Genomic DNA, 24,892 nt, shown 5'->3' with positions numbered 1-24,892 from the left:
CAACAGGAAATACAATAAGGATCCCCCCTCCCCTCCGCCCCCCTCTCGGCGCCCCCCCCCCCCCCCCCCCCCCCCCCCCCCCCCCCCCCCCCCCGGGTCCCCTCACGAGGCACGCAACCGGGGAAACGACCGGGGAAGCGGCCGCGCGCGGGCCGACAGGGCGTCGGCAAAGGCGGCGTCCGGGCGGGCGTAGCGTAGAGGGCATGACGAAGTACGGATCTTTTCCCGGTACGCGTCCCCGGCGGCTGCGGACCTCGCCCGTCATGCGGCGGATGGTCGCCGAGACGCGGCTGCACCCCGCCGACTTCATCCTTCCGGCGTTCATCCTGGAGGGCGTCAGCGAGCCGGTGCCGATCAACGCGATGCCCGGTGTCGTGCAGCACACCCGGGACAGCCTGAAGAAGGCCGCGCTGGAGGCCGTGGAGGCCGGGGTCTCCGGGATCATGCTGTTCGGCGTGCCGGAGGACTCCAAGAAGGACGCCCAGGGCACGGCAGGCACCGACCCGGACGGGATCCTTCAGGTCGCGCTGCGCGATGTACGGGCCGAGGTCGGCGACGACCTGCTCGTCATGTCCGACCTGTGCCTGGACGAGTTCACCGACCACGGGCACTGCGGGGTGCTGGACGCCGAGGGGCGGGTCGACAACGACGCCACCCTGGAGCGGTACGCCGAGATGGCCCAGGTGCAGGCCGACGCCGGCGCCCATGTCGTGGGCCCGAGCGGGATGATGGACGGCCAGATCGGCGTCGTCCGCGACGCGCTCGACCAGATCGGCCGCGAGGACGTGGCGATCCTCGCCTACACCGCCAAGTACTCCTCCGCCTTCTACGGTCCCTTCCGCGAGGCCGTCGCCTCGTCGCTGCAGGGCGACCGGAAGACCTACCAGCAGGACCCGGCCAACTGGCGGGAGTCCCTGCGGGAGGTGGAGCTGGACCTGACCGAGGGCGCCGACATGGTGATGGTCAAGCCGGCCGGACCGTACCTGGACGTCCTGGCCCGGGTCGCCGACAGCGTGGACGTACCCGTCGCCGCCTACCAGATCTCCGGTGAGTACTCGATGATCGAGGCCGCCGCCGAGAAGGGCTGGATCGACCGGGACCGGGCCATCTTCGAGTCCCTGACCGGCATCAAGCGGGCCGGGGCGCGGAACATCCTCACGTACTGGGCCACCGAGGCGGCCCAGAAGCTGCGCTGAGCGGCCCGCGGACCTACCAGTCGAGCGCGTCGCCGGCGTCCTTCTGCCAGAAGGTCACCGTCAGCGAGCTGTCGTAGTAGACCCCCTTGGCCGGCAGGGCCGGGATCGCGGCGGGACCGCCGTCGCTGTTCGGCGTGAAGCCCTGGAAGCCGACCGTCAGCTTGTGGGCGGTCCTGCCGCCGCTGCCGCTGCCGTCGGCGGCCGACAGCAGGACACCCGCGTATCCGGACTCGCCGGGGGCGAGGCTCGTCACGGCCTGGGGGCGGGTCTCCTCGGCCGCCCGCGGCACCCACTGCATCTCGTCGAAGCGCAGGACGGGGTAGTAGGGCAGCTCGCAGATCTTGCCGCCGGTGTTCTTGACCGTGATCAGCATGTGGTTGAGGGGCCTGGGCACCTGCTGCACGGTGACCGAGGTGTTGGAGCCGTTGCACACGACGAACGGCCGGCCGCGGTCCTTGGTGGAGGCGGGCGACTTGGTGGCGCCGTTCTTGCCGGAGCCCGAGGCCGAACCGGAGCCCGCGTTCGAGCCCGAGCCCGCGTGCGAGCCCGAGCCCGCGTTCGAGTGCGAGCCGGAGCCCTTGCCCGCGGCCGAGCCGCTGTCCTTGCCGGTCGTGCCGGCGGCGTTGTCGGCCGTGGGCTGCACGGTGGAGGGGGAGGACGGGGGCGCCGCCGAGTAGGACGCGGACGAAGCTCCCTCGTCCTTCGTCCCCGTTCCGCCGCCGCATGCCGTGAGCGCGAGGGCGGCGAGGGCCACGCCGGTGGCGGAGAGCAGGGAGGTACGGCGCGCACGCATGTCGGATCCTCTTTCGAGTAGGTGGGATCGCCGGGCCGCTCGACCGGTCGTCGGGAGCGGCTTGCCGGGTCGTCCACAGCTTGTGGGACGATCCGTTCCGTCCGCCACATCCGGCGGGCGATCAGGGACAGTGGAACGCCGATCCCGGCCCTGAGCTGGGGAGACGTGCCGCCCCTGGAACGGGGGAATGGAACGGAAGGTGGGGGAAACGGTGGCGGAAGGTACTCCCGGTGCTCTCTTCGCGGCGCTGCTGCGGGAGCTGAAGGACCGTTCGGGGCTCAGCTACGGCGCGCTCGCCAGGAGACTGCACACGAGTACGTCGACGCTGCACCGCTACGTCAACGGGGACGCCGTACCGGCGGACTACGCGCCGGTGGAGCGGCTGGCCCGCATCTGCAAGGCCACTCCGGAGGAGCTGGTCGAGCTGCACCGGCGCTGGGTGCTGGCGGACGCGATGCGGGGACGCAAGGGGGACGTCCAGGTCCCCGCGGTCGCGTTATCGGCCGACAGCCCCCCGGCGCCGGAGGCGGCGGGCGGTCCTGCGATGGCGGAGGCGGCGGGCGGTCCCGCGGTGGCGGAGACGGCGGGCGGTCCCGCGGTGGCGGAGACGGCCGGTGCGGCTGCGGACGATGGGTCAGGTGACGTCCCGGCGGCGTCGGTTACCGCGGCGGACGCGGAGCCGGAGGCCGGGCGCACTCCGGTCGCCCCGGCCCGGGTGGGCGGTGCGGGCTCGCGGCGCCGTGCCCGAGCAGCGCTCGTCGCCGGTGTCGCCGTCGCCGCCGTCCTCGGGGCCGTCGCGCTGGCCGTGCGGCTTCCCTCGGGCGGCTCGGCCGACCAAGCGGACAGGCCCGCCGGAGCGGTCGGGGCGACGGGCCGGACACCCGGTCGTACGCACGTCTCGGTGACGCCGAGTCACGGCACCTCGTCCTCGGCGTCCCCGTCCGCGTCCGGGTCCGCCTCAGGGTCCGCGCCCGCGTCCGGGGCCGCGCCGGCCGGGGGCGGCCCGAAGGCGGGCGGCGAGCGCGGGTCCTCGCCGGACAGTTCCGACGGCCCCGCTCCGCTGACCGTCGCCGCCAGCGGGTACGACTGGGACTACCCCTGCTCCGCGCGTTACCTCATCGACCGCCCCCCGACGCAGGTCGAACCGCCGCCGCCCGAGTCCGACGCGACCGCCTGGGTGGCCGCGCACGGCGCCGTCGCCTCCGGGGAGCAGCAGGTCGCGCTCACCGTGCAGGGGACCGGGAAGGAGACCGTGGTGGTGAAGAGCCTGGCGGTCGTGACGGCCGCCAAGCGCGCACCGCTCGCTTGGAACGACTACGTCATGGCCTACCCGGGCGTCGGCTGCGGCGGTGGCGTGCCGACCCGCTCCTTCACCGTCGCCCTCGACGCGGCCCGCCCGGCCGTCGTGCCCGAGGCGGGGCACCGTGACTTCCCGTTCAAGGTGAGCGAGTCGGACCCGGAACTGTTCCTCGTCGACGCGGACGCCTCCGCGTACGACGTCAGCTGGTACCTGGAACTGGCCTGGTCCAGCGGCTCACGCCAGGGCGTGCTGCGGGTCGACGACCACGGCAGGCCGTTCCGTACGAGCGGCAACAACGGCCGCCCTGCCTACGAGTTCCCGCTGGGCGGCTCGGGGTGGGTCAAGGAGGGCACGACCGTGCCCTGAGCGGCGGCGCGGCGCTGTCCGGATCCCGGAATTATCGGTGTAGCCAGCACATAACTCCCTAGGCTGCGGGCCAGACGACGACCGCCCCAGAGGAGAGCCGTGCCATGACCGTCACCGAGTCCGCGCCGCCCGTGCCGTCCCCCGCCCCCGTCCCGCCGCTCGCCGCCCGAGCCCGCAGCGTGGGCGGTTCGCCCGTGCGGGACATCCTCGCGGTGACCGCGCGTCCCGAGGTCATCAACTTCGCGGGCGGCCTCCCGGCACCGGAACTCTTCGACCGGGACGGCATAGCGGCCGCCTTCCACCACGTGCTGGCGGGCACCCCGGCCCAGGCGCTCCAGTACTCCACCACCGAGGGCGACCCGGCGCTCCGGGCGGGGCTGGCCTCCCGGATCACCGCCGACGGCCTGCCCACCGGCCCCGACGACCTGCTGATCACGACCGGTTCGCAGCAGGCGCTGTCCCTCCTGGCGACGGCCCTGCTCGAACCCGGCGACACCGTCCTCGTCGAGAACCCCTGCTACCTCGCGGCACTCCAGGTCTTCGGCCTGGCCGGAGCACGGGTGGTCGCCGTACCGGGCGACGAGGACGGAGTGGACCCGCAGGCGCTGCGGGAGGCGGTCCGCCGCGAGCGCCCGAAGCTGCTCTACCTGGTCCCCACCTTCCAGAACCCCACCGGCCGTACGATGCCCGCGCCGCGCCGCGAGGCGATCGCCGCCGTGGCCGCCGACCAGGGGCTGTGGATCGTCGAGGACGACCCGTACGGCGAACTCCGTTACGACGGCGAGCGCGTCCCCTGGATCGCGTCGTTCCCCGGCGCCGGGGACAGGACCGTGCTCCTCGGCTCCTTCTCCAAGGTGATGGCCCCCGGCCTGCGCCTGGGCTGGCTGCGCGCCCCCGCCGGCCTGCGCCGTGCGTGCGCGGTCGCCAAGCAGGCGGCGGACCTGCACACGCCGACGGTCAACCAGCTGGCGGCAGCCCGGTACCTGGACGTCCTGGACGCCCATGTCGCACGGGTGCGGGCCGTGTACGGCGAACGCCGCGACGCGATGCTCGCCGGGCTGGCCGAGGCGCTGCCCGAGGGCGCGTCGTGGACCCGTCCCGAGGGCGGCATGTTCCTGTGGGTCAGGCTGCCGGAGACGTACGACACCACGGCCCTGCTCCCGAGAGTGGTGGAGCAGGACGTGGCGTACGTCCCCGGCGCCCCCTTCTACGCCGCCGACCCCGACCGCTCGACGCTCCGCCTGTGCTTCGTCACGCAGACGCCGCCGGAGATCCAGGAGGGGCTGCGGAGGCTGGGCAGGGGGCTGGGCTGACCGGCTGGGGCACGGGCCGGGCCGGCGGTGCGGGCGGTCAGTCCCACCAGAAGTGCCAGTCGCGCTCGCCGACGAGTTCCTTGGCGTAGGCGCCCAGGCTGCCCACGCCGCTCTGGGTGACGTTGTCCGGGCAGAACGCGAAGTGCTCCGCCGCCAGCGCCTCCGCGTCGGCGAGGCCGGTGGGCGGGGCGGCCACGGACACCGTCAGCGAGTCGAAGCCGAGCGCGACGACCCGTATGCCGAAGCGGTCCTCCCAGGAGCGCAGGACCGCGCAGAGACGGGCCACGTCGTTCTCGTGGTTGAGCGGGCCGGACCAGCCGATGGCGGCGGGGATGTCGGCGGATCGCCGGGCCGGCACCAGGGCCAGTCGCGGTCCGGCCGCCGGCCGGGCGGAGGAGTCGCCGGTCAGTGAGTCGGCCAGCCGGGCGGCACAGGTGTCGGGGTCGACGGTGAGGGATCCGGCGGGCGCGAGGCCGGGCCAGTCGAAGCCGATCGGGGCGAGCAGCTCGGCCAGTTCGTCGTCGTGCTCGTACGCCTCCCCTTCGCCGTCCGTCTCCTCCTCGCCCTCGGGGTCCTCGTCCCCCCAGTACTCGACGAGCACCTCCTCGGCGTCGTGGTCCCCGGGGTACGAGGTGCGCCCGGGCCGCAACCGCCAGTCCTCGGGCCCGCCCTGGGTGCCGCCGACGTCGAGGAGCACCGGCAGGAGGCCCGCCCGGCGGGCCGGTACCCCGAGGGCCGCCCAGTGGCCGGGCGCGGCCGGAACGCCGGCGTGCCACAGCAGCGGCTCCCGCCACGGGCCGTCGATCGTCGCGTCGACCAGCCTCCCGGGCGGGAGTTGGAGCCCGGCGGAACGCCCGCTCGGGTCGGCCACCAGCGCGGGCAGCGGGTTGGGAAGAGTCGCCATGCCGCGACTGTAGGGGCAGGCACTGACAGCGGGCGCCGGCGGCCGGTGCCGAGGTTCCTCGGGCGATCGGCCGATGCGGAGCCGGTCCGCGGGGCTCCCTCACCGGTCCGCGGGGCTCCCTCACCCGTCTGCCGGGCTCCCTCAGACGAGGGTGGTGATGCAGAACGGGTGGCCCGCGGGATCCAGCAGGACCCGCCAGCGATCCGGGGCGGGCTGGAAGTCGGGCTTCTTGGCGCCCAGGGCCAGCAGCCGGGCCTCCGCGGCCTCCAGGTCGTCGACGCCCAGCTCGATGTGGGCCTGCTTCTCCTGGGCGGGATCCGGCCAGGTGGGCGGGCGGTAGTCGGCCAGGCGGTTGAAGCCGAGGCCGGCCGAGCCCTCCTGGCCCAGCAGGACGAAGTCGTCGGTGGAGAACAGCACCGGGAAGCCGAGCAACTCGGTGTAGAAGCGGGCCAGTTCGGCGGGATCGGCGCAGTCGAAGGTGACGGCGGCGTAGCGGAACGCGGGTGTGGAAGTGGTCTCCGTGGTCATGGGGACGACGTTAGGACCTGACCAGGACAGTTCCGGTCCTGGTCAGGAGAGCCCGTCTGGAAGACTTCGCGGCGTGATCAGTGCGTCCGCCCGCCTGCTGCGCCTGCTGTCCCTGCTGTCCTCCCGGCCGTCCTGGACCTGCGCGGAACTGGCCGAGCGCATGGAGGTCACCGACCGCACGGTCCGGCGGGACGTCGCAAGGCTCCGGGAACTCGGTTACTCCGTCGACTCCGACGCGGGGCCCTGGGGCGGTTACCGCCTGCGCGCGGGATCCCGGGTGCCCCCGCTGATCCTCGACGACGAGGAAGCCCTCGCCGTGGCGGTCGGGCTGCGGGAGGCGGCGCTGAGCGGGGCGCTCGGCGGGGATCAGGCCGCGCTGTCCGCGCTGCTGAAGCTGCGTCAGGTGCTGCCGCCGCGGATCGCGGACCGCCTGGGGGAGTGGGACGACGCCTTCGTACGCCTCTCGGGGTCCGAGGAGCCGCAGATCAGGTCCGGCCTGCTGCTGGAGCTGGCCGCCGCCTGCCGGCGGGGCGAGCGGGCCCGGCTGTCGTACTGCGACGGACAGGGGAAGGCCACGGTCCGGGACGTCGATCCGTACCGTCTCGTCCACACGGGACGGCGCTGGTACTTCGTCGCGCGGGACGTGGCCCGGGGGCAGTGGCGGACGTTCCGGGCCGACCGGGTCGAGCGGCTCCAGCTCGCCGGGCGGCCGGTGGAGATCGCCGACCCGCCCGACCCGGGTCTGCTGGTCTCCCGCAACATCGCGAACGGCCCCTATCCGCTGACCGCGACCGTCCGTCTCCCCGTGCCCCTCGACCAGGCGCTGCGGCTCGTCCCCGCGACCGTCGGCACGCACCGGCCCGACGGCCCGGACGCCACTGTCGTCGACATCGGGGGCCCCGACGCGGACGGACTCGCCCGCTATCTCCTCGGCCTGGCCACCCCGCTGCGGGTCCTCGCGCCGGAGTCGGTACGGCATGCCTTGCAGCGCCGTACCCGCGCCGTCCTCGAGGCCAACGCGGACGGCCGTCCGCCTTCGGACTGAGGGGCCAGGACAGGAACGGGTGGGGCCTCGCCGGAACGCCGACGTGGTCGGTGTCCGACGAGGCCGTCTCCCTGTGCCTCGGATCAGCCCTCTCGACGGGACATCCGCGAACGGACTCCCCGGTAGAGCAGCGTCCCGCCCAGGAGCGACGCCAGGCTCGCGGCGACCGCGGCCGTGGTGCCGTCCGCGCCGGTGTGGGCGAGGGCCTGTCCGGTCGGCTCGTGCACGACGACGGGCTTCGGCGTCGTGTGCGGCCGGGCCGACGGCACGGTGCGCTCCGAAGGCGTGGTCCGGACGGGCGGCGTGGACGGGCTGGCCTCGTCGGGAAGGTCGACGGAACCGTTCGTGGACGAGTTGCCGAAGACCGGATTGCCCACGCCCACGACGTCGACGCTGTTGCCGCTGATGTTGACCGGCAGATGCACCGGCACCTGGATGCTGTTCCCGGAGACGACGCCCGGCGAGTCCTTCGTGGCCCCTTCGGCCGTGGCCCCGCCCGATGTCGTCGTGGGTTCGGCCTTCTCGGTCGCGCCGTCACTCTTGTTGGCGCAGCCGTTGCCGAAGACGGGGTTGAGAAGCCCCGCCACGTTCACGCTGTTCCCGCACACGTTCACCGGAAGGTGTACCGGTACCTGCACCGAGTTACCGGAGACCAGACCAGGGGAATCGGCCGCGGCACCTTCGGCGGCGGAATCGGCGTGCACCGGACCTGTCAGAGCCATCGCACCCGAGGCGGCGGCGATGGCAAGCACAGTGTTTCGAGTAACCCGTCGCATAGGCTCCCTGCCTCTCAGACATGATGCGGGCACTCACCCGCACCTGGTGAAACGCGCGTGGAGCCGTCCGAGTTATGGCTTATCCACCTTTCGCCCGATGCGATGTGAATCTTCGCAGTTCAGCGGGGTGAATTGCCTGGCGGGAAGGCTGCCCTCGGAGCCCGTGGAGAGCTGTCTCCGCGGACTCCGAGGCCTCAGGGCCGTGGGTCAGAGCTTCTCAGGGGTGCGGATGCCCAGCAGGGCCATGCCCTGGTGGAGGGTGCGGGCCGTGACGTCGCACAGGAAGAGGCGGTTCTCCACCTGCGCCGGGGTCTCGGCCTTCAGCACCGGGCACTTGTCGTAGAACGTCGTGTAGAAGGACGCCAGCTGGTACAGGTACGCGGCCAGCTTGTGCGGGGCGTACTCCGCCGCCGCCTCCCGCACGGTCTCCGCGAACGCGTCCGCGTGCAGGCCCAGTGCCCGCTCCGCGTCCGCCAGTTCCAGCTCCGGGTGCGCGGCCGGGCGGACCTCGCCGGCCTTGCGCAGGATGGACTGGATACGGGCGTACGCGTACTGCAGGTACACGCTCGTGTCGCCGTTGAGCGAGACCATCTGGTCCAGGTCGAACTTGTAGTCCCGGTTCGCCGACGTCGACAGGTCCGCGTACTTCACCGCGCCGATGCCCACCTGGGTGCCGCGCTCGGCGATCTCCTCCTCGGAGAGGTCCTGCGCCTTCTCCCGGACGACCGCGGAGGCCCGGTCCACCGCCTCGTCGAGGAGGTCGACCAGCTTCACCGTCTCGCCCTCACGCGTCTTGAACGGCTTGCCGTCCTTGCCCAGGACCGTGCCGAAGGCCAGCTGGTGCGCCTTGACGTCCTCATTCAGCCAGCCCGCCCGGCGGGCCGTCTCGAAGACCATCTTGAAGTGCAGGGCCTGGCGGGCGTCCACCACGTACAGCAGGGTGTTCGCCTTCAGGTTGAAGACGCGGTCGCGGATCGCGGACAGGTCGGTGGCCGCGTAGCCGTAGCCGCCGTCCGACTTCTGCACGATCAGCGGGACCGGATTGCCGTCGGGGCCCTTGACGTCCTCGAAGAACACGCACAGGGCACCTTCGGAGCGGACCGCCACGCCCGACTCCTCGAGGAGCCGGCAGGTTTCCGCCAGCATGTCGTTGTACCCCGACTCGCCGACGATGTCCGGGTCCTGGATCACCATGTCCAGCTTCTCGAAGACGGAGAAGAAGTAGATCTTCGACTCGTCCACGAACTTCTGCCACATGGCGAGCGTGTGCGGGTCCCCGGCCTGGAGGTCGACGACCCGGCGGCGGGCCCGCGTCTTGAACTCCTCGTCGGAGTCGAACTTCTTCCGCGCGGCCTTGTAGAGGCGGTCGAGGTTCGACATCGCCTCCTCGCCGGTGACCTGGGTCTCCTTGTGGTCCAGCTCGTGCGGGTGCTCGTCCAGGTACTGGATGAGCATGCCGAACTGGGTGCCCCAGTCGCCGATGTGGTGGCGGCGGACCACGTTCTCGCCGGTGAACTCCAGGAGCTGGACCACCGAGTCGCCGATCACCGCGGAGCGCAGGTGGCCGACGTGCATCTCCTTCGCCACGTTCGGCTGGGCGTAGTCGATCACCGTCGTACCGGGGTCCGTGGCGGTCGGCACGCCGAGGCGGCCCGTCTCGTCCGCGTACCGGGCGGCCAGGTTCCCGGTGATCGCCTTGTCCGCGATCGTGATGTTGAGGAAGCCGGGGCCGGAGACCTCGAGGTCCTTGATCACGTCACCCGTCGCCACCTGGGAGACGACCTGGGTCGCCAGCTCCCGGGGGTTCGCCTTCGCCTTCTTGGCCAGCGCCAGGATGCCGTTGGCCTGGAAGTCCGCCCGGTCGCTACGTCGCAGCAGCGGGTCGGCGTCAGCGGCCTCCGGCAGGGTGGCCGAGAGAGCGGACGCGAGGTGCTGCTGGACGGAGTCGCTGAGGGACGTGACCGAGGCCATAGGAAGGGGTGCCGTTCTCCTCGTGGGGATGGATAGACCCAGCCAGTATCCCACGGGGGGTAAAGCGGTTTTCCCGGCCGCAAGCCGGTCTGTGACAATGGAGTGTCACCCGTTCAGAAAGAAGGACGTGCCGATCGTGGCTCAGAGCACCGAGACCACCGACTGGGTCTCCCGTTTCGCGGATGAGGTCATCGAAGAGTCGGAGCGCCGTGCCCCGGGCAAACCGGTCGTGGTCGCGTCCGGTCTCTCCCCCTCGGGTCCGATCCACCTCGGCAACCTCCGCGAGGTCATGACCCCGCACCTCGTCGCCGACGAGATCCGCCGCCGTGGGTACCAGGTCCGCCACCTGATCTCCTGGGACGACTACGACCGGTACCGGAAGGTGCCGGCGGGCATCGCGGGCATCGACGAGTCCTGGGCCGAGCACATCGGCAAGCCCCTGACCTCGGTGCCGGCGCCGGCGGGCTCCGCACACCCGAACTGGGCCGAGCACTTCAAGGCCGCCATGATCGAGTCGCTGGCCGAGCTGGGCGTGGAGTTCGACGGGATCAGCCAGACGGAGCAGTACACCTCCGGTGTCTACCGCGAGCAGGTCCTGCACGCGATGAAGCACCGCGGCGACATCGACGCGATCCTCGGCCAGTACCGGACGAAGAAGGCCCCCGCCAAGAAGCAGCAGCAGAAGGCGGTCGACGAGGCCGAGCTGGAGGCCGAGGAGGGTTCGGGCGCCGCGTCCGAGGACGACGGCAGCTCCGGCTCCGCCGGGTACTTCCCCTACAAGCCGTACTGCGGCGGCTGCGGGAAGGACCTGACGACCGTCACCTCGTACGACGACGACACCACCGAGCTGTCGTACACCTGCACCGCCTGCGGCTTCGCCGAGACCGTCCGGCTCAGCGAGTTCAACCGCGGCAAGCTGGTCTGGAAGGTCGACTGGCCGATGCGGTGGGCGTACGAGGGCGTGATCTTCGAGCCGAGCGGTGTCGACCACTCCTCGCCGGGCTCGTCGTTCCAGGTCGGCGGGCAGATCGTCGGCATCTTCGGCGGCAAGCAGCCGATCGGACCGATGTACGCCTTCGTCGGTATCTCCGGCATGGCGAAGATGTCGTCCTCGCGCGGTGGCGTGCCCACCCCGGCCGACGCCCTGAAGATCATGGAGCCGCAGATCCTGCGCTGGCTGTACGCCCGCCGCAGGCCCAACCAGTCCTTCAAGATCGCCTTCGACCAGGAGATCCAGCGGCTCTACGACGAGTGGGACAAGCTGGCGGCGAAGGTCGCGGACGGCTCCGCCCTGCCGGCGGACGTGGCCGCGTACGGCCGTGCCGTCGGCAACGCCGCCGGTGAGCTGCCGAAGACGCCGCGTCCGCTGCCGTACCGCACGCTCGCGTCCGTCGCCGACATCACCGCCGGGCACGAGGACCAGGCCCTGCGCATCCTCTCCGAGCTGGACCCGGAGCAGCCGCTGACGTCGCTGGACGAGGCGCGGCCGCGGTACGGCAAGGCCGAGGCGTGGATCAACACCCACGTCCCCGCCGACCAGCGCACGATCGTCCGCGACGAGCCCGACGCCGAACTGCTGAAGTCCCTCGACGAGGCGTCCCAGCAGTCCGTACGGCTGCTGCTCGACGGGCTCGCCGAGCACTGGTCGCTGGACGGGCTGACCCACCTGGTCTACGGCGTGCCGAAGGTGCAGGCCGGGTTCTCGGCCGACGCGACGCCGAAGGAGCTGCCGCCGGAGATCAAGACGGCTCAGCGGTCGTTCTTCGCGCTGCTGTACCACCTGCTGGTCGGGCGGGACACCGGGCCGCGGCTGCCCACGCTGCTGCTCGCGGTGGGCCAGGAGCGGGTGCGGGCCCTGCTCGGCGAGTAGGACCGCGCAAGGAAACACAGGGAAACGCAAGGAAACAAGGAAGGGGCCCTCTTTTCGGGAGGGCCCCTTCCTCATGCCTGCTGCATGCCGCTCTCACGCCGTCATGCGATGTGTTCTTCCTGGAGTTCCCGGGTGTGCCGCTCGGCGAAGCGGGTGACCATGCGGTCGGACTCCCGCGGGGGCAGAGCGATGCCGAAGGTCGCCTCCACGTCGTCCCTGAACTGGGCGGGCGTGGGGTAGCTGCCGTCGATCGACTTACGGAAGACCAGGTAGAAATCCTCCTCGGCCGGCTCGGGCTGCGGAGTGCCGCCGCCGTCGCCGAGTTCCCGGGTGCGGTTCGGGCCCACCGGAATGGGGAAGCTGCCGGTCTCCTCAGGGGAGGGCTGCTGGAACTGCTCGGGGGGCTGGTCCTCGTACCAGTCCTCGTACTGCTCCTCGGGTTCGTACTGAGGCTCGAGGGGCGGTTCGTAGGTGGGGTCGTAGCCGCCGTGGTACTCGATCTCGGGCTGGGCCTGGAACCAGGGGCTCTGCTCGTCCCCGGGGCCTTCCGGGCGCCGCTCGCCCGGCCGTGCCGCCTGCCTCGGGACGGGCGCCGCCCCGGAGGCGCGGCTGCCCGCGGCCGCTGCGGGGCCGGTCGCCGCCGCGAGCTGCGGCTGCTGCGGGGCCGGGGGCAGGAGCACCGCCTCGATGCCCGCCGCCGCCAGGCCCGCCGGGGCCGTCTCGGCCAGCGGGACGCCGTAGCGGGCGAGGCGCAGCGGCATCAGCGACTCCACCGGAGCCTTCCTGCGCCAGGCCCGGCCGAAGCGGGAGCGCAGTCGGGCCTGATAGACGAGACGTTCCTGTTCGAGCTTGATGACCTGGTCGTAGGAGCGCAGTTCCCACAGCTTCATCCGGCGCCAGAGGAGGAACGTCGGAAGCGGGGAGAGCAGCCACCGGGTGAGGCGGACGCCCTCCATGTGCTTGTCGGCCGTGATGTCCGCGATGCGGCCGATGGCGTGACGGGCCGCTTCGACGGCGACGACGAAGAGGACCGGGATCACCGCGTGCATGCCCACGCCCAGCGGGTCCGGCCAGGCGGCGGCACCGTTGAAGGCGATCGTCGCCGCCGTCAGGAGCCACGCCGTCTGGCGCAGGAGCGGGAAGGGGATACGGATCCAGGTCAGCAGCAGGTCCAGGGCCAGCAGGACGCAGATGCCCGCGTCGATGCCGATCGGGAACACGTAGGAGAAGTTCCCGAAGCCCTTCTTGATGGCCAGCTCACGGACGGCCGCGTACGAACCGGCGAAGCCGATGCCGGCGATGATCAACGCGCCGGACACGACCACGCCGATGAGTATGCGGTGCATCCGGGTCAGCTGTGGCGCGGCCACTCGTACTCCCCTCCCCTTGCGTGTTGTTGCGCGCAACAGAGTGGCACACGCGTGCGGCGGCCGTGGCGCGGGTCAGGCTTCCGGCCGGGACACAGGGGGCAGAAGGTGATCAGACGGCGTCCCTCCCGCCCCTGGCAGGTCAGTTCTTCTTCGCGGCCGCCTTCGACGGGGACGCGCTGGAGGAGGGGGACTTGGACGGCGTCCCGGACGGGGACTTCGAGGCCGACTTGGAAGGAGGCGCGGGGGACGTCGTGGCCGAACCCTGCGCGGATCCCGCACCGTTGGCCGCCGAGACGGACGCGACCGCGTCCTTGAGGGCCTTCTCCGCGGCCTTCGTCAGGTCGTCGGCGTCCGGGGTCTTCTCGCCCGCCAGACCGGCGCCGTTGTAGTCGAGGGTGACGACGACGTTCTCGACCCGGGCCACGACCGTCTGCTGCTTGAAGAGGCCTTCCTTCTTCTTCAGGTCGTAGCGCACCGCCGTCGCCTCCGCGCCCGTGCCGGACAGCGGTATGACCTTGGCGTTCTTGGCGCCCTCCACCGCCTGGGCGTCCTTCAGCTGCTGGGAGTAGTACGAGTGCGCCTGCGTGTCGCCGGAGCCCCGCGTGGTGTCCGATTCGAAGCGGAGCAGGGAGACGTTCAGCCAGCGGAACTGGGATCCCTTGACGCCGTTGTTGTCCAGGCTGCTCCAGGCGCAGGAGGCACGGGACGACGGATCGTCCGAGCTGCCCTTCTTGGCCGACTTCGTGCCCTTGGGCACCAGATCGCTCAGGGTCTTCTTCGGCAGCGCCGCGCAGGAATCCGGGAGCTTCTTGTACGCGGCAGCCTGCACGGTCGGGGAGGCGCTGGCGGAGGGCTGCGTGGAGCCGCCCGCGGACTGCTGGGCCGAGGCGCTGTCGCCGCCCTTGGCCTCGGAGTCGCCCGAGTCGGAGGAACAGGCGGCGGTGATCAGTACCGCGGGAACGGCGGCCGCGCAGACAAGGGCACGGCGAAGGCGCTTTGCTCGCTGATCACTCCCCCACTGCCTGACAGGCGTGGGAGGTACCCCCATGGCACGGTCGTCTCGCTGGGCTGCTCGCTGCATGGTTCCTTCACTAGTGACGCTCGGTGTTCGTGCGGGTTCCTGCGGGGCCCCACGGTACGCGGTGAAGAAGCTGTGCGGTTTCCGTTCGACTGCTTTGCGGGCGGCCTCGGGTGGGCCCGCGGCGGCCGTCAACCGTTGAGCGCGTCGGCCAGTTGAGAGGCCAGATTACGGGCTCTGTCCTGCATTTCCTTGCTGTCGGGGACCGTTCCCATGGCTGTCGGCTGTTCCTCGTACTGGATCGTGACGACGACGTTGGACGTGCGGAACACCACAGTCACCGTCCGCTGTTCGGCCGTCGAACCGGACGTGTTCAGCTGGTCGTCGAGATACGCCACGTCGCCGAGATCGGGGAGGACGCGCGGCTCCAGACCGGTCGGGGCGGCGTCGGAGGGCGACCCGGAGGGGGACCCGGACGCGGAGTCGGAGGCGGAACCGGAAGGCGTCCCCGAGGGGGTCGCCCGGCCGCTCGCGGAGGCCGTGGCCGACGGGGTGGCGGTCGAGGTGCCCGCCGTCGCCGACCCGCTCTCCGGCTCGGGCAGATCGGCCGCCGTCTCCTTCTCCTGGTACAGCTTCTGCGCCTGGTCGTCGTCGCTGATGGCGTTGTCGTACGACACCACGCGCTCGAAGTCGACCGAGAGGCGGTCGGTGGCGGCGGCCGACTCCACCTTCCAGCGGCAGCCGACCTTGCGATCGGTGTCGTAGGTGAGCGAGGCCTCGCCCTGGTAGGCCTTGTCCCGCTGGCTCGGGTCGGTGAGCTGCTTGATGCCGGGCAGCAGCGAGTCGAGCGTGTCGTGGCCGACCGCGCCGCAGGGTTCGGGCAGGGTGCGGTACTTGCCGGGTTCGGCGGTGGCCACGGTCGTCCCGGAGTCGCCCGGGTTGGCGTCGTCCGTCGGGTTGTCGCTCCCGGAACCGCTCGTGCAGCCGGCCAGCAGCACCGCGAGGAGGGCGGCGGTGCCGGGTACGTAGGCCTTGCGCTGCACGGTCGGGCTCCTCTCGACGGTGTGCGATCCGACGGTGGCCGATCGCCTGGTGCTCCAGTGTCCCCGCTGGTTATTCGCTTGCCGCGGCGGGGCGCCCCCTGGAGACAATGTGTATCGCACGCGCTGCCGTGGATGCCGGTCCCTTGTCCCTTTCATGGACCCTGGCACCGATTTTGCGTTTTGTTGCTTTTAAGCCTTTTGTTGCCTTTGCCGGGGGAATGAGGAACGTATGTCGTACGTGGAGATGCCGGGCGCGAAGGTCCCGATCCGGATGTGGACGGACCCCGCGACGGTCGAGGACGTGGCCCTGCGCCAGCTCCAGAACGTGGCCACCCTGCCGTGGATCATGGGTCTGGCCGTGATGCCGGACGTCCACTACGGAAAGGGTGCGACGGTCGGATCGGTCATCGCGATGCGGGGGGCCGTGTGCCCGGCCGCGGTGGGCGTGGACATCGGGTGCGGGATGTCGGCGGTGAGGACGTCCCTGACGGCGAACGACCTGCCGGGCGACCTGTCCCGGCTGCGGTCGAAGGTCGAGCAGGCGATCCCGGTGGGGCGGGGGATGCACGAGGACCCGGTCGAGCCGGGGACCTTCCACGGGCTGGCCACGGCCGGCTGGGAGGACTTCTGGGGGCGGTTCGACGGGGTTGCCGAGTCGGTCAGGTTCCGTCAGGAACGTGCCACGAAGCAGATGGGGACGCTCGGAAGCGGAAACCACTTCATCGAGATCTGCACGGACACCAGCGGTTCCGTCTGGCTGATGCTGCACTCCGGCTCCCGCAACATCGGCAAGGAGCTGGCCGAGCACCACATCGGCGTGGCGCAGAAGCTTCCGCACAACCAGGGCCTGGTCGACCGCGACCTCGCCGTGTTCGTCTCGGACACCCCGCAGATGGCGGCCTACCGCAACGACCTGTTCTGGGCGCAGGAGTACGCCAAGCACAACCGCACGCTCATGATGGCGCTCCTGAAGGACGTGATCCGCAAGGAGTTCAAGAAGGCCAGGCCGACCTTCGAGCCGGAGATCTCCTGCCACCACAACTACGTGGCGGAGGAGCGGTACGAGGGCATGGACCTGCTCGTGACCCGCAAGGGCGCGATCCGGGCCGGCTCCGGCGAGTACGGGATCATCCCGGGCTCGATGGGCACGGGTTCGTACATCGTGAAGGGTCTCGGGAACGAGAAGGCCTTCAACTCGGCCTCGCACGGCGCGGGTCGGCGCATGAGCCGCAACGCGGCCAAGCGGCGCTTCTCCACCAAGGACCTGGAGGAGCAGACCCGGGGCGTGGAGTGCCGTAAGGACTCCGGTGTCGTGGACGAGATCCCGGGTGCCTACAAGTCGATCGACCAGGTCATCGACCAGCAGCGGGACTTGGTGCAGGTCGTGGCGAAGCTCAAGCAGGTCGTCTGTGTGAAGGGCTGACGCCTTCCACCGAGTCGGGGCGGGCCGGAACACACCGGCCCGCCCTACTTCGCGTGGCGGACCGCGTAGATCATGACGAAGGCCACGAAGTGGATGCCGAAGAGGAAGTAGGCCAGGAAGTACCAGACCTGGCGCTCGTTCTTCGTCTCCTGGGCCAGGCGGCGCTTCTCCCAGCTCTCCGGCGAGCCGTCGTCGGGCATCACTGCTCCCGGTGGACCTTCGTGTTGGAGGCCTGGGCGCGGGGGCGGACGACCAGGAGGTCGATGTTGACGTGGCTGGGGCGGGTGACCGCCCAGGCGATCGTCTCGGCCACGTCGTCGGCGGTGAGGGGCTCGGCGACGCCCGCGTAGACCTTGGCCGCCTTCTCCGCGTCGCCGCCGAAGCGGGTCAGCGCGAACTCGTCCGTCTTGACCATGCCGGGCGCGATCTCGATGACCCGGACCGGCCGGCCGACGATCTCCAGGCGGAGTGTCTCGGCGAGGACGTGGGCGCCGTGCTTGGCGGCCACATAGCCGGCACCGCCCTCGTAGGTGCCGTGGCCGGCGGTGGAGGACACCACCACGACCACGCCGTCGCCGCTCGCGACCAGCTTGGGCAGCAGCGCCTGGGTGAGGTTCAGCGTGCCGATGACGTTCGTCTCGTACATCGTGCGCCACTCCGCCGGGTCGCCGGTGGCCACCGGGTCGGCGCCGAGGGCGCCGCCCGCGTTGTTGACCAGGACGCCGATGGTCCGGAACGCCGTCGCGAACTCGTCGACCGCCGCGCGGTCGGTCACGTCCAGCTGGTACGCGACCGCCGAGTGGCCCGCGTTCGTCAGCTCCTCGGCGAGGGCCTCGATACGGTCCTTGCGGCGGGCGGTGAGGACGACGCGGTAGCCGGCTTCGGCGAGCTGCCGGGCCGTGGCGGCGCCGATGCCGCTGCTCGCACCGGTGACGACGGCGATGCGGGAGGCGGCGGACGGGGCTGCGGTGGCCATGGGCTGCTCCTGGGGTCGGTGCGAGGACGGTCCCGTCCAGCGTAGCGAGCCTCAGGCGCCGTTCCTCGGGGCCCACATGATCACGGCCATACCGGCCAGGCAGATCAGGGCTCCGGCGATGTCCCAGCGGTCGGGGCGGTAGCCGTCGGCGAGCACGCCCCACAGGATCGAGCCGGCCACGAAGATCCCGCCGTAGGCGGCGAGGATGCGGCCGAAGTGGGCGTCCGGCTGGAAGGTGGCGACGAAGCCGTACGCGCCGAGCGCGAGGACGCCGCCGGTGATCCACAGCCAGCCGCGGTGCTCGCGTAGGCCCTGCCAGACCAGCCACGCGCCGCCGATCTCGAACAGCGCGGCGACGACGAACAGGGCGGCCGAACGGAGGAACTGCATGGGGGGCAGCTTGGCACGCGGCGGCCGCGTCACCTGTTGGAGGGCGCCTGGTGCGCGGCTGGCGTGGCATACATCCGTACGGCGGGCGGGAGCCGGAGCGCGAGCGTGCGGTGGCGAGGAGTGATGAGAGTGGGAGCAGTGGACGGCGTATCGCGGGGCCTGCGGGCGTGGGTGTCGGCCGGGGTGTGCGCCGGTGCCGTCATGGTGCCGGGGACCGCGGTGGCCGCTGCTGCGGCCGGGCCCGTGCCGGTCGCACCCGCGCCGGAGGCCGACCTGGCCTTCCACGGGACCGCGGTGATGACCGAGGGCCAGGTGGAGGTGCTGCTGACCCCGCGCAACGACGGGCCCGCCGCCGTCACCGACGCCACCGTGCGGCTGCGCTGGTCGGTGGAGCTGGCGGACGGGCAGCACCTGCCCGCCGGGTGTGCCCGCGAGGACGAACGGACGGTGCTGTGCGGGACCGGGGCGCTGGCCTCGGACGCGACGGGGGAGCAACTGCGTGTGCCGGTACGGCTGCGGGAGCGGTCGGCGGAGGTGACGCTGGAGCTGGACACCGCGTGGAGCGGGGGCGCGGTGGACAAGGACCGGTCGAACGACCGGCTGACGGTGCTGGTGCTGGCCACGGGGGACGCCTACGCCTTCTGAGCCGCCGGGTCAGGCGGGGTTCTCCTGGTCGTAGCGCTCGCGAGCCGCGCGCACCTCGTCGAAGTGGTTCTCCGCCCAGTCCTTCACCGCGGTCAGCAGGCCGGCGAGGCTCGCGCCCAGCGGGGTGAGCGCGTAGTCGACGCGGACCGGGACGGCCGGGGTGACCGTGCGGCTGATGATGCCGTCCCGCTCCAGGGCGCGCAGGGTCTGGGTGAGCATCTTGGGGCTGACGCCGGCGATCCTGCGGCCGAGATCGCTGTAGCGCAGCGGGCCGGCGGTCAGGGCGGCGACGACGAGGCTGACCCATTTGTCGCTGAGCCGGCCGAGGAGCTGGTTGGTGGGGCAGCTGCGCAGGAACGCGTCGTAGTCGGCGCGGGCCTGTTCGCGTCGCTGGGCTGCGGTCATGGTCGCCATGGGCTCTCTCCTCCGGTACACCAACGCACTCTCAGGTAACTACTTACCAATGGATAGTAGCTCTCCTAGGGTTGGTGCTGCGGCCGGGAAACCGGTCGGAAATCCTGTAGATGCCTTGAATTCGGGGAGAGTTGACATGCGTGCTGCTGTGGTGAGGACGTTCGGTGGTCCGGAGGCCGTGGAGATCGCCGAGGTGGCGGTGCCGGAGCCGGGGGCCGGGCAGGTGCGGATCAAGGTCGCGGCCGGTGCCCTGAACCCGGTGGACCTGGCGGTGCGGGCCGGTGTCTTCGGTGGGGCCGGAAAGACGATCGGGCTCGGCTGGGACGTGGCCGGCACGGTGGACGCGGTGGGTGTGGCCGCCGCCTGGCAGGTGGGCGACGAGGTGGTCGCGCTGGTGCCGGGGGTGGCCGATCCGCTGGCGGCGCACGCCGAGTACGTCGTCGTGGCCGCGGACGCCGTGGCCAAGGCGCCGGTCACGGTGGACGCGATCCACGCGGGCACCCTGCCGCTGAACGGCCTGACCGCCGACCAGGCCCTGGACCTGCTGGAGCTGGAGCCCGGCGCGTCGCTGCTGGTGACGGGTGCGGCGGGTGCGGTCGGCGGCTTCGCGGTGCAGCTCGCCGCGCGCCGGGGGTTCGTGGTGACGGGGCACGCCCGGGCGGCCGACGAGGAACTGGTGCGGTCGCTGGGGGCGGCGGACTTCACGACCGAGGGGGTCCGGCCGGAGAGCGTGGACGCGGTGCTGGACGCGGCGCTGCTCGGTGAGCGGGCGCTGGAATGGGTGCGGGACGGGGGCGTCTACGTCGGTGTCCACCCCGGCCGGCAGCTCGGCTCCGTACGCGGGGTGCGGACCACGGCCGTGGAGGTGAGCGCCGACGGGGCCCGGCTGGCGGAGCTGGCCCGGCTCGTGGACGAGGGGAAGCTGAGCCTGCGGGTGGCCGAGACCTTCGCCCTCCAGGACACGGCCAAGGCACACGCCCGCCTGACCGAGGGCGGCCTGCGCGGGCGGCTTGTGCTGGTGCCCTGAGGGGGCGGGTGGACGGGGTCGGGGGGTGGGGGTGAGGGGGTGGAATAAGCGGGGGCGGGTGGCCGTTGGCGGGGTATAGTTGAATCGTCAACAACCTGGAGGGTGAGCGACCATGCAGTTCGGGATCTTCACGGTCGGCGACGTCACGCCGGACCCCACCACGGGGCGCACGCCGACCGAGCGCGAGCGGATCAAGGCCATGGTCGCCATCGCGCTGAAGGCCGAGGAGGTCGGGCTGGACGTCTTCGCGACCGGTGAGCACCACAACCCGCCGTTCGTGCCGTCCTCCCCGACCACCATGCTCGGCCACATAGCGGCGCGCACGGAGCGGCTGATCCTCTCCACGTCCACCACCCTGATCACCACCAACGACCCGGTGAAGATCGCGGAGGACTACGCGATGCTCCAGCACCTGGCCGACGGGCGCGTCGACCTGATGATGGGCCGCGGCAACACCGGGCCGGTCTACCCCTGGTTCGGCAAGGACATCCGCGACGGCATCGACCTCGCCATCGAGAACTACGCCCTGCTGCGCCGCCTGTGGCGCGAGGACGCCGTCGACTGGGAGGGCAAGTTCCGCACGCCGCTGCAGGGCTTCACCTCGACGCCCCGCCCGCTGGACGACGTACCGCCGTTCGTCTGGCACGGTTCCATCCGCTCGCCGGAGATCGCCGAGCAGGCCGCGTACTACGGCGACGGCTTCTTCCACAACAACATCTTCTGGCCCGCCGACCACACCAAGCGGATGGTCGAGTTCTACCGGAAGCGGTACGCCCACTACGGGCACGGAACGCCCGAGCAGGCGATCGTCGGTCTGGGCGGTCAGGTGTTCATGCGCCGCAACTCGCAGGACGCGGTGCGTGAGTTCCGGCCGTACTTCGACAACGCGCCGGTGTACGGGCACGGGCCCTCTCTGGAGGACTTCACCGAGCAGACCCCGCTGACGGTGGGCTCCCCGCAGCAGGTGATCGAGAAGACGCTGGCCTTCCGCGAGTACGCGGGGGACTACCAGCGTCAGCTGTTCCTGATGGACCACGCGGGACTGCCGCTGAAGACCGTCCTGGAGCAGCTCGACCTCCTCGGCGAGGAGGTCGTACCGGTGCTCCGCGAGGAGTTCGCCAAGGGGCGCCCGGCGGATGTGCCCCAGGCGCCGACCCACCAGTCCCTGCTCGCCGCGAAGGAGGCGACCACCGTATGAAGCTCGTCGTCGTATCGGCGGGACTGAGCGTCCCGTCCTCCACCCGGCTGCTGGCCGACCGGCTGGCCGCCGCCGTGGACCGGCAGACGCCGGTGGACATCCAGGTGGTCGAGCTGCGCGACCTCGCGGTCGAGATCGCGCACAACTTCACCAACGGGTTCGCCGGGAAGGCCCTGACCGCCGCGCAGGACGCGGTGGCGGGGGCCGACGGCCTGATCGTCGTCACGCCGGTGTTCAGCGCGTCGTACAGCGGACTGTTCAAGTCGTTCTTCGACGTGCTGGACAAGGACGCGCTGGCGGGCAAGCCCGTTCTGATCGCGGCCACCGGGGGTACGGGCCGGCACTCGCTGGTGCTGGAGCACGCGCTGCGGCCGTTGTTCGCCTATCTGCGGGCCGTGGTCGTGCCGACCGCGGTGTACGCCGCGTCGGAGGACTGGGGTGCGCAGGGGCTGGCCGAGCGGATCGAACGGGCGGCGGGAGAACTCGCTTCCCTGATGCCGTCGACCGTGCAGGCCGGTGAGGCCGCGGTCGTACCGTTCGCCGAACAGCTGGCGGCGTTGCAGCGCTGACCCTCGCCCGCCCGCTCACCTGCCCACCCGGCTCGGCCGGCCCGCAAGCGGCCGTCCCGGGTGGGCGGGGCTGTCCCGGGACGGTGAGAGGGCGGTAAAAAGGGTGATCGTAGGCCCGCGAGGCCCGGCCGAACCGCAGGAGGCCTTGGCAGACTGGAGGCGTGCCCCAGACTGTGCTGCTCGCCGAAGACGACCGTGCCATCCGTCATGCCCTCGAGCGTGCTCTGACCCTGGAGGGCTACGAGGTGACGGCGGTCGCCGACGGGGTGGAGGCGCTGGCGCAGGCGCACAGGACGCCGCCGGACGTCCTCGTGCTCGACGTGATGATGCCGGGCATCGACGGCCTGCAGGTCTGCCGGGTGCTGCGCGCCGAGGGCGACCGCACCCCGATCCTCATGCTCACCGCGCTCGTGGAGACCGCCGACCGCATCGCGGGCCTGGACGCCGGCGCCGACGACTACGTGGTCAAGCCGTTCGACGTGGAAGAGGTCTTCGCCCGGCTGCGGGCCCTGCTGCGCCGTACCAGCCCGGTGCCCGTCACGGCGAACGGCGGCGGCCCCACCGAGTCCGGACCCACCGAGTCCGGCCGGGCCGACGTCCAGGTCTCCGACCGGCAGCTGGAGGCCGCCGGCCTCCGCATGGACCTGCAGGCCCGCCGGGCCTGGCGCGGCGAACGCGAGCTGGAACTGACCCGCACCGAGTTCGAGCTGCTGGAACTGCTCGTGCGGAACGCGGGCATCGTGCTCGACCACTCGACGATCTACGACCGGATCTGGGGCTACGACTTCGGTCCCGGCTCCAAGAACCTCGCCGTCTACGTCGGCTATCTGCGCCGCAAGCTCGACGAGCCGGGCGCCCCGCAGCTGATCCACACCGTCCGGGGCGTGGGTTACGTGTTGCGGGAGGACTGAGTGGGCCGCTCGCGGCGGCCACCGGCCCTGCGCAGGCCCAAGCTCGTCTCCCTGCGCACCACCTTCGCCGTGTCCTTCGCGGCCGTCACCGCCGTCGTCACGATCCTCGTCGGCATCCTGTCCTACAACTCCGCCGCCCGGCTGGTCCGCGTCGACCAGCAGTCGGTGTTCACGCAGGTCGTGCAGGACGTCCAGGACGAGGTACGGCAGCACGAGATGGTCCCGGACGACTTCTCCTCCTCCCGGCCGGGCCACGACCTGGTCCGTCCCGCCCGCACCGATGTACAGGTGCTCGGTGAGCGGGGGCAGATCGTCGACCACGGCAGCCCGGTGCTGCCCGTCACCTCCCGTGACAGGGCCATGGCCGTCGCGCGGCCGGCCGGGGAGGTCGTCCAGCACAAGGACGTCCGGGTCGACGAGGACCTGTTCCGCATCGCCACCGTCTCGCTCGGCGACGGGCGGGGCGCGGTCCAGGTCGCGCAGGAGTTCAGCGACACCGAGGACCTGCTGCGGGCGCTGCAGCAGCGCACGCTGATCCTGATGGCGGCGGTCGTGGTCGCGGCCGGGCTGTGCGGGTGGTGGCTGGCCCGGCGGATCACCCGGCGGCTGGTGGTCCTGACGTCCGCGGCGGAGGACGTGGCCCGTACCCGGCAGCTGGGCATCCAGGTGCCGGTCGCGGGCCTGGACGAGGTGGGGCGGCTCGGGCGTGCCTTCGACCGCATGCTGGGCCGGCTCGCCCAGTCCGAGGAGGACCAGCGGCGGCTCGTCCAGGACGCGGGGCACGAACTCCGTACGCCGCTGACGTCCCTGCGCACCAACATCTCGCTGCTGCGGCGGATCGACGAGCTTCCGCCGGCCACCCGGGAGGACCTGGTCGCCGACCTCACCCAGGAAGCCCGGGAGCTGACCGATCTGGTCAATGAGCTGGTCGACCTCGCCGCCGGGCAGTCCGATGCCGAGCCGCCGCAGCGGGTGGACATCGCCGACATCGCCGAGGACGTGGTGGGGCTGGCCAGGCGGCGCACCGGCCGGGAGATCGTGCTGCGTGCGAGCGGTGACACCACGTCGGACGGGCGGCCCGGGATGCTTCAGCGGGCCCTGTCCAACCTGGTCGAGAACGCGGCCAAGTTCGACCGGGACGGCAAGGCGCCGATCGAGGTCGCCGTCACCGGGCCGGCGCGGCCGGGCACCGTGCGTGTGGAGGTGCTGGACCGGGGGCCCGGTATCGCCGACGGCGACCTCATCCGCATCTTCGACCGCTTCTACCGGGCCGCCGACGCACGGTCCCAGCCGGGGTCGGGCCTCGGGCTGTCCATCGTGCGCGAGGTCGCCATGGCGCACGGCGGAGCACCCTTCGCCCTCCGGCGCGAGGGCGGCGGCGCGGTCATCGGGTTCACGGTGGGCGGCGGGTTCACCGGGAGCGGCGGCAGCGGGCGGGGCGGGGGCGGCTGAGGGCGCTCCGGGGCATGTGCCGTGTGCGGCGCGGGCCCGGGGGGAACGGGGTGTACGGGGACGAGGTTGGGGGTGTACGGGGACGCGGTGCGGGGCGTACGGGGACGCGGTGCGGGGCGTTCGGCGTGGATCGGCCTGGGCCGTGGCCGCGCCCGGCCGCTGCGGACGGGACCGGATCGCCGTGGCGGGGGCGGAGGAGGGCGCGGTGCCGCTCGTACGGGAGGTGCGGGCGCAGGCCGGTCCCGCGTGCCGGCCGTTCGGCGGGCGGAGCCGATCGACGCGGTGGTGCGCGGTGTGCCCGGACCGGAGTACGGGGCCCGCCGTTCCTGGAGGGAGACGGCGGCGCGGCCAGGGGCGGTCACACCGGCGCAGCGGCCGGACGACGACGCGGTGG

The 24,892-nt window shown here is 71.9% G+C and carries 24 protein-coding genes; 12 read left to right on the top strand and 12 right to left on the bottom strand.

Annotated elements, in window-relative coordinates:
- The first annotated feature begins 203 nt into the window (after window positions 1-203).
- Complete coding sequence (hemB, locus tag ACZ5CW_RS14740) at window positions 204-1,196, top strand: porphobilinogen synthase (RefSeq protein WP_468601066.1); 993 nt, start codon at window positions 204-206, stop codon at window positions 1,194-1,196.
- A 13-nt stretch (window positions 1,197-1,209) separates the two neighbouring features.
- Here the strand turns inward: hemB and ACZ5CW_RS14735 are convergent, their stop codons facing one another.
- Entirely contained in the window at window positions 1,210-1,989 is a 780-nt protein-coding gene (locus ACZ5CW_RS14735) for a DUF4232 domain-containing protein (protein ID WP_468601065.1), read from the bottom strand.
- A gap of 211 nt (window positions 1,990-2,200) precedes the next feature.
- Between ACZ5CW_RS14735 and ACZ5CW_RS14730 the strand changes: the two genes are divergently transcribed.
- Window positions 2,201-3,655 carry a helix-turn-helix domain-containing protein gene (locus ACZ5CW_RS14730; RefSeq protein ID WP_468601063.1) on the top strand — a complete coding sequence of 485 codons (1,455 nt, stop codon included), beginning with the start codon at window positions 2,201-2,203 and terminating at the stop codon, window positions 3,653-3,655.
- Window positions 3,656-3,759: 104 nt separating this feature from the next.
- The gene (locus ACZ5CW_RS14725) at window positions 3,760-4,968 is read left to right on the top strand and encodes an aminotransferase-like domain-containing protein (RefSeq protein ID WP_468601061.1); all 1,209 of its coding nucleotides are present in this window, start codon (window positions 3,760-3,762) and stop codon (window positions 4,966-4,968) included.
- A gap of 37 nt (window positions 4,969-5,005) precedes the next feature.
- On the opposite strand, the gene ACZ5CW_RS14720 is transcribed toward ACZ5CW_RS14725, so the two are convergent.
- Complete coding sequence (locus tag ACZ5CW_RS14720; RefSeq protein ID WP_468601059.1) at window positions 5,006-5,872, bottom strand: DUF4253 domain-containing protein; 867 nt, start codon at window positions 5,870-5,872, stop codon at window positions 5,006-5,008.
- Between the two features lie 141 nt (window positions 5,873-6,013).
- A complete protein-coding gene (locus tag ACZ5CW_RS14715) occupies window positions 6,014-6,400 on the bottom strand; it encodes a VOC family protein (protein WP_468601057.1) in 387 nt (128 codons plus the stop codon).
- Between the two features lie 73 nt (window positions 6,401-6,473).
- Here ACZ5CW_RS14715 and ACZ5CW_RS14710 point away from each other — a divergent pair, with 73 nt between their 5' ends.
- Window positions 6,474-7,445, top strand: coding sequence for a helix-turn-helix transcriptional regulator (locus tag ACZ5CW_RS14710; protein ID WP_468601055.1), 972 nt, complete (start codon window positions 6,474-6,476; stop codon window positions 7,443-7,445).
- 83 nt (window positions 7,446-7,528) lie between these two features.
- On the opposite strand, the gene ACZ5CW_RS14705 is transcribed toward ACZ5CW_RS14710, so the two are convergent.
- Together ACZ5CW_RS14705 and argS are read right to left on the bottom strand one after the other, a co-directional pair.
- Window positions 7,529-8,167: a chaplin gene (locus ACZ5CW_RS14705; RefSeq protein WP_468601053.1), complete on the bottom strand. Its 639-nt coding sequence runs from the start codon at window positions 8,165-8,167 to the stop codon at window positions 7,529-7,531.
- Window positions 8,168-8,428: 261 nt separating this feature from the next.
- On the bottom strand, window positions 8,429-10,192 hold the full coding sequence (gene argS, locus ACZ5CW_RS14700) for an arginine--tRNA ligase (protein ID WP_468601051.1): 1,764 nt from the start codon (window positions 10,190-10,192) through the stop codon (window positions 8,429-8,431).
- A 127-nt stretch (window positions 10,193-10,319) separates the two neighbouring features.
- On the opposite strand from argS, the gene lysS reads away from it, so the two are divergent.
- A complete protein-coding gene (gene lysS, locus ACZ5CW_RS14695; protein ID WP_468601049.1) occupies window positions 10,320-12,062 on the top strand; it encodes a lysine--tRNA ligase in 1,743 nt (580 codons plus the stop codon).
- A 101-nt stretch (window positions 12,063-12,163) separates the two neighbouring features.
- Here the strand turns inward: lysS and ACZ5CW_RS14690 are convergent, their stop codons facing one another.
- From ACZ5CW_RS14690 to ACZ5CW_RS14680, 3 genes are all read right to left on the bottom strand, one after another.
- On the bottom strand, window positions 12,164-13,408 hold the full coding sequence (locus ACZ5CW_RS14690) for a DUF2637 domain-containing protein (RefSeq protein ID WP_468601124.1): 1,245 nt from the start codon (window positions 13,406-13,408) through the stop codon (window positions 12,164-12,166).
- A 163-nt stretch (window positions 13,409-13,571) separates the two neighbouring features.
- Window positions 13,572-14,513, bottom strand: a complete 942-nt coding sequence (locus ACZ5CW_RS14685; RefSeq protein ID WP_468601047.1) for a DUF3558 family protein — start codon at window positions 14,511-14,513, stop codon at window positions 13,572-13,574.
- A gap of 128 nt (window positions 14,514-14,641) precedes the next feature.
- A complete protein-coding gene (locus tag ACZ5CW_RS14680; RefSeq protein WP_468601045.1) occupies window positions 14,642-15,493 on the bottom strand; it encodes a DUF3558 domain-containing protein in 852 nt (283 codons plus the stop codon).
- A 229-nt stretch (window positions 15,494-15,722) separates the two neighbouring features.
- On the opposite strand from ACZ5CW_RS14680, the gene ACZ5CW_RS14675 reads away from it, so the two are divergent.
- Window positions 15,723-16,916 (top strand): RtcB family protein, encoded by a 1,194-nt coding sequence (locus ACZ5CW_RS14675; protein ID WP_468601043.1) that lies wholly within the window; start codon window positions 15,723-15,725, stop codon window positions 16,914-16,916.
- A 44-nt stretch (window positions 16,917-16,960) separates the two neighbouring features.
- Here ACZ5CW_RS14675 and ACZ5CW_RS14670 read toward each other — a convergent pair whose 3' ends face one another.
- Genes ACZ5CW_RS14670 through ACZ5CW_RS14660 form a run of 3 tightly spaced genes read right to left on the bottom strand, consistent with a single transcriptional unit; the run spans window position 16,961 to window position 18,282 of the window.
- A complete protein-coding gene (locus tag ACZ5CW_RS14670) occupies window positions 16,961-17,116 on the bottom strand; it encodes a hypothetical protein (RefSeq protein ID WP_468601041.1) in 156 nt (51 codons plus the stop codon).
- Window positions 17,116-17,892 carry an SDR family NAD(P)-dependent oxidoreductase gene (locus ACZ5CW_RS14665; protein ID WP_468601039.1) on the bottom strand — a complete coding sequence of 259 codons (777 nt, stop codon included), beginning with the start codon at window positions 17,890-17,892 and terminating at the stop codon, window positions 17,116-17,118. Before ACZ5CW_RS14665 ends, ACZ5CW_RS14670 begins: the two co-directional genes overlap by 1 nt.
- Before the next feature lie 51 nt (window positions 17,893-17,943).
- The gene (locus ACZ5CW_RS14660; RefSeq protein ID WP_468601037.1) at window positions 17,944-18,282 is read right to left on the bottom strand and encodes a YnfA family protein; all 339 of its coding nucleotides are present in this window, start codon (window positions 18,280-18,282) and stop codon (window positions 17,944-17,946) included.
- 123 nt (window positions 18,283-18,405) lie between these two features.
- On the opposite strand from ACZ5CW_RS14660, the gene ACZ5CW_RS14655 reads away from it, so the two are divergent.
- Window positions 18,406-18,927, top strand: coding sequence for a hypothetical protein (locus ACZ5CW_RS14655; protein WP_468601035.1), 522 nt, complete (start codon window positions 18,406-18,408; stop codon window positions 18,925-18,927).
- A gap of 9 nt (window positions 18,928-18,936) precedes the next feature.
- Here the strand turns inward: ACZ5CW_RS14655 and ACZ5CW_RS14650 are convergent, their stop codons facing one another.
- Window positions 18,937-19,341 carry a winged helix-turn-helix transcriptional regulator gene (locus ACZ5CW_RS14650; protein WP_468601034.1) on the bottom strand — a complete coding sequence of 135 codons (405 nt, stop codon included), beginning with the start codon at window positions 19,339-19,341 and terminating at the stop codon, window positions 18,937-18,939.
- Between the two features lie 136 nt (window positions 19,342-19,477).
- On the opposite strand from ACZ5CW_RS14650, the gene ACZ5CW_RS14645 reads away from it, so the two are divergent.
- From ACZ5CW_RS14645 to ACZ5CW_RS14625, 5 genes are all read left to right on the top strand, one after another.
- Window positions 19,478-20,368 (top strand): NADP-dependent oxidoreductase, encoded by an 891-nt coding sequence (locus tag ACZ5CW_RS14645; protein WP_468601031.1) that lies wholly within the window; start codon window positions 19,478-19,480, stop codon window positions 20,366-20,368.
- A gap of 112 nt (window positions 20,369-20,480) precedes the next feature.
- Window positions 20,481-21,566, top strand: coding sequence for an LLM class flavin-dependent oxidoreductase (locus ACZ5CW_RS14640; protein WP_468601029.1), 1,086 nt, complete (start codon window positions 20,481-20,483; stop codon window positions 21,564-21,566).
- A complete protein-coding gene (locus ACZ5CW_RS14635) occupies window positions 21,563-22,135 on the top strand; it encodes an FMN reductase (protein WP_468601027.1) in 573 nt (190 codons plus the stop codon). Before ACZ5CW_RS14640 ends, ACZ5CW_RS14635 begins: the two co-directional genes overlap by 4 nt.
- A 161-nt stretch (window positions 22,136-22,296) precedes the next feature.
- Window positions 22,297-23,046, top strand: a complete 750-nt coding sequence (locus ACZ5CW_RS14630) for a response regulator transcription factor (RefSeq protein ID WP_468601025.1) — start codon at window positions 22,297-22,299, stop codon at window positions 23,044-23,046.
- Window positions 23,047-24,498, top strand: a complete 1,452-nt coding sequence (locus ACZ5CW_RS14625; protein WP_468601023.1) for a sensor histidine kinase — start codon at window positions 23,047-23,049, stop codon at window positions 24,496-24,498. It begins immediately after the preceding gene.
- Window positions 24,499-24,892: the final 394 nt, after the last annotated feature.

This window comes from Streptomyces sp. NPDC031379 (genome assembly GCF_055569615.1).
This window is presented reverse-complemented; position numbering and strand designations above follow the sequence as displayed.

Bases quoted from the DNA above. Each gene is read 5' to 3' on its own strand.
- hemB (WP_468601066.1), top strand. From the start codon at position 204: ATGACGAAGTACGGATCTTTTCCCGGTACGCGTCCCCGGCGGCTGCGG.
- ACZ5CW_RS14735 (WP_468601065.1), bottom strand. From the start codon at position 1,989: ATGCGTGCGCGCCGTACCTCCCTGCTCTCCGCCACCGGCGTGGCCCTC.
- ACZ5CW_RS14725 (WP_468601061.1), top strand. From the start codon at position 3,760: ATGACCGTCACCGAGTCCGCGCCGCCCGTGCCGTCCCCCGCCCCCGTC.
- ACZ5CW_RS14720 (WP_468601059.1), bottom strand. From the start codon at position 5,872: ATGGCGACTCTTCCCAACCCGCTGCCCGCGCTGGTGGCCGACCCGAGC.
- ACZ5CW_RS14715 (WP_468601057.1), bottom strand. From the start codon at position 6,400: ATGACCACGGAGACCACTTCCACACCCGCGTTCCGCTACGCCGCCGTC.
- ACZ5CW_RS14705 (WP_468601053.1), bottom strand. From the start codon at position 8,167: ATGGCTCTGACAGGTCCGGTGCACGCCGATTCCGCCGCCGAAGGTGCC.
- argS (WP_468601051.1), bottom strand. From the start codon at position 10,192: ATGGCCTCGGTCACGTCCCTCAGCGACTCCGTCCAGCAGCACCTCGCG.
- ACZ5CW_RS14690 (WP_468601124.1), bottom strand. From the start codon at position 13,408: ATGCACCGCATACTCATCGGCGTGGTCGTGTCCGGCGCGTTGATCATC.
- ACZ5CW_RS14685 (WP_468601047.1), bottom strand. From the start codon at position 14,513: ATGCAGCGAGCAGCCCAGCGAGACGACCGTGCCATGGGGGTACCTCCC.
- ACZ5CW_RS14675 (WP_468601043.1), top strand. From the start codon at position 15,723: ATGTCGTACGTGGAGATGCCGGGCGCGAAGGTCCCGATCCGGATGTGG.
- ACZ5CW_RS14670 (WP_468601041.1), bottom strand. From the start codon at position 17,116: ATGCCCGACGACGGCTCGCCGGAGAGCTGGGAGAAGCGCCGCCTGGCC.
- ACZ5CW_RS14665 (WP_468601039.1), bottom strand. From the start codon at position 17,892: ATGGCCACCGCAGCCCCGTCCGCCGCCTCCCGCATCGCCGTCGTCACC.
- ACZ5CW_RS14660 (WP_468601037.1), bottom strand. From the start codon at position 18,282: ATGCAGTTCCTCCGTTCGGCCGCCCTGTTCGTCGTCGCCGCGCTGTTC.
- ACZ5CW_RS14655 (WP_468601035.1), top strand. From the start codon at position 18,406: ATGAGAGTGGGAGCAGTGGACGGCGTATCGCGGGGCCTGCGGGCGTGG.
- ACZ5CW_RS14650 (WP_468601034.1), bottom strand. From the start codon at position 19,341: ATGGCGACCATGACCGCAGCCCAGCGACGCGAACAGGCCCGCGCCGAC.
- ACZ5CW_RS14645 (WP_468601031.1), top strand. From the start codon at position 19,478: ATGCGTGCTGCTGTGGTGAGGACGTTCGGTGGTCCGGAGGCCGTGGAG.
- ACZ5CW_RS14640 (WP_468601029.1), top strand. From the start codon at position 20,481: ATGCAGTTCGGGATCTTCACGGTCGGCGACGTCACGCCGGACCCCACC.
- ACZ5CW_RS14635 (WP_468601027.1), top strand. From the start codon at position 21,563: ATGAAGCTCGTCGTCGTATCGGCGGGACTGAGCGTCCCGTCCTCCACC.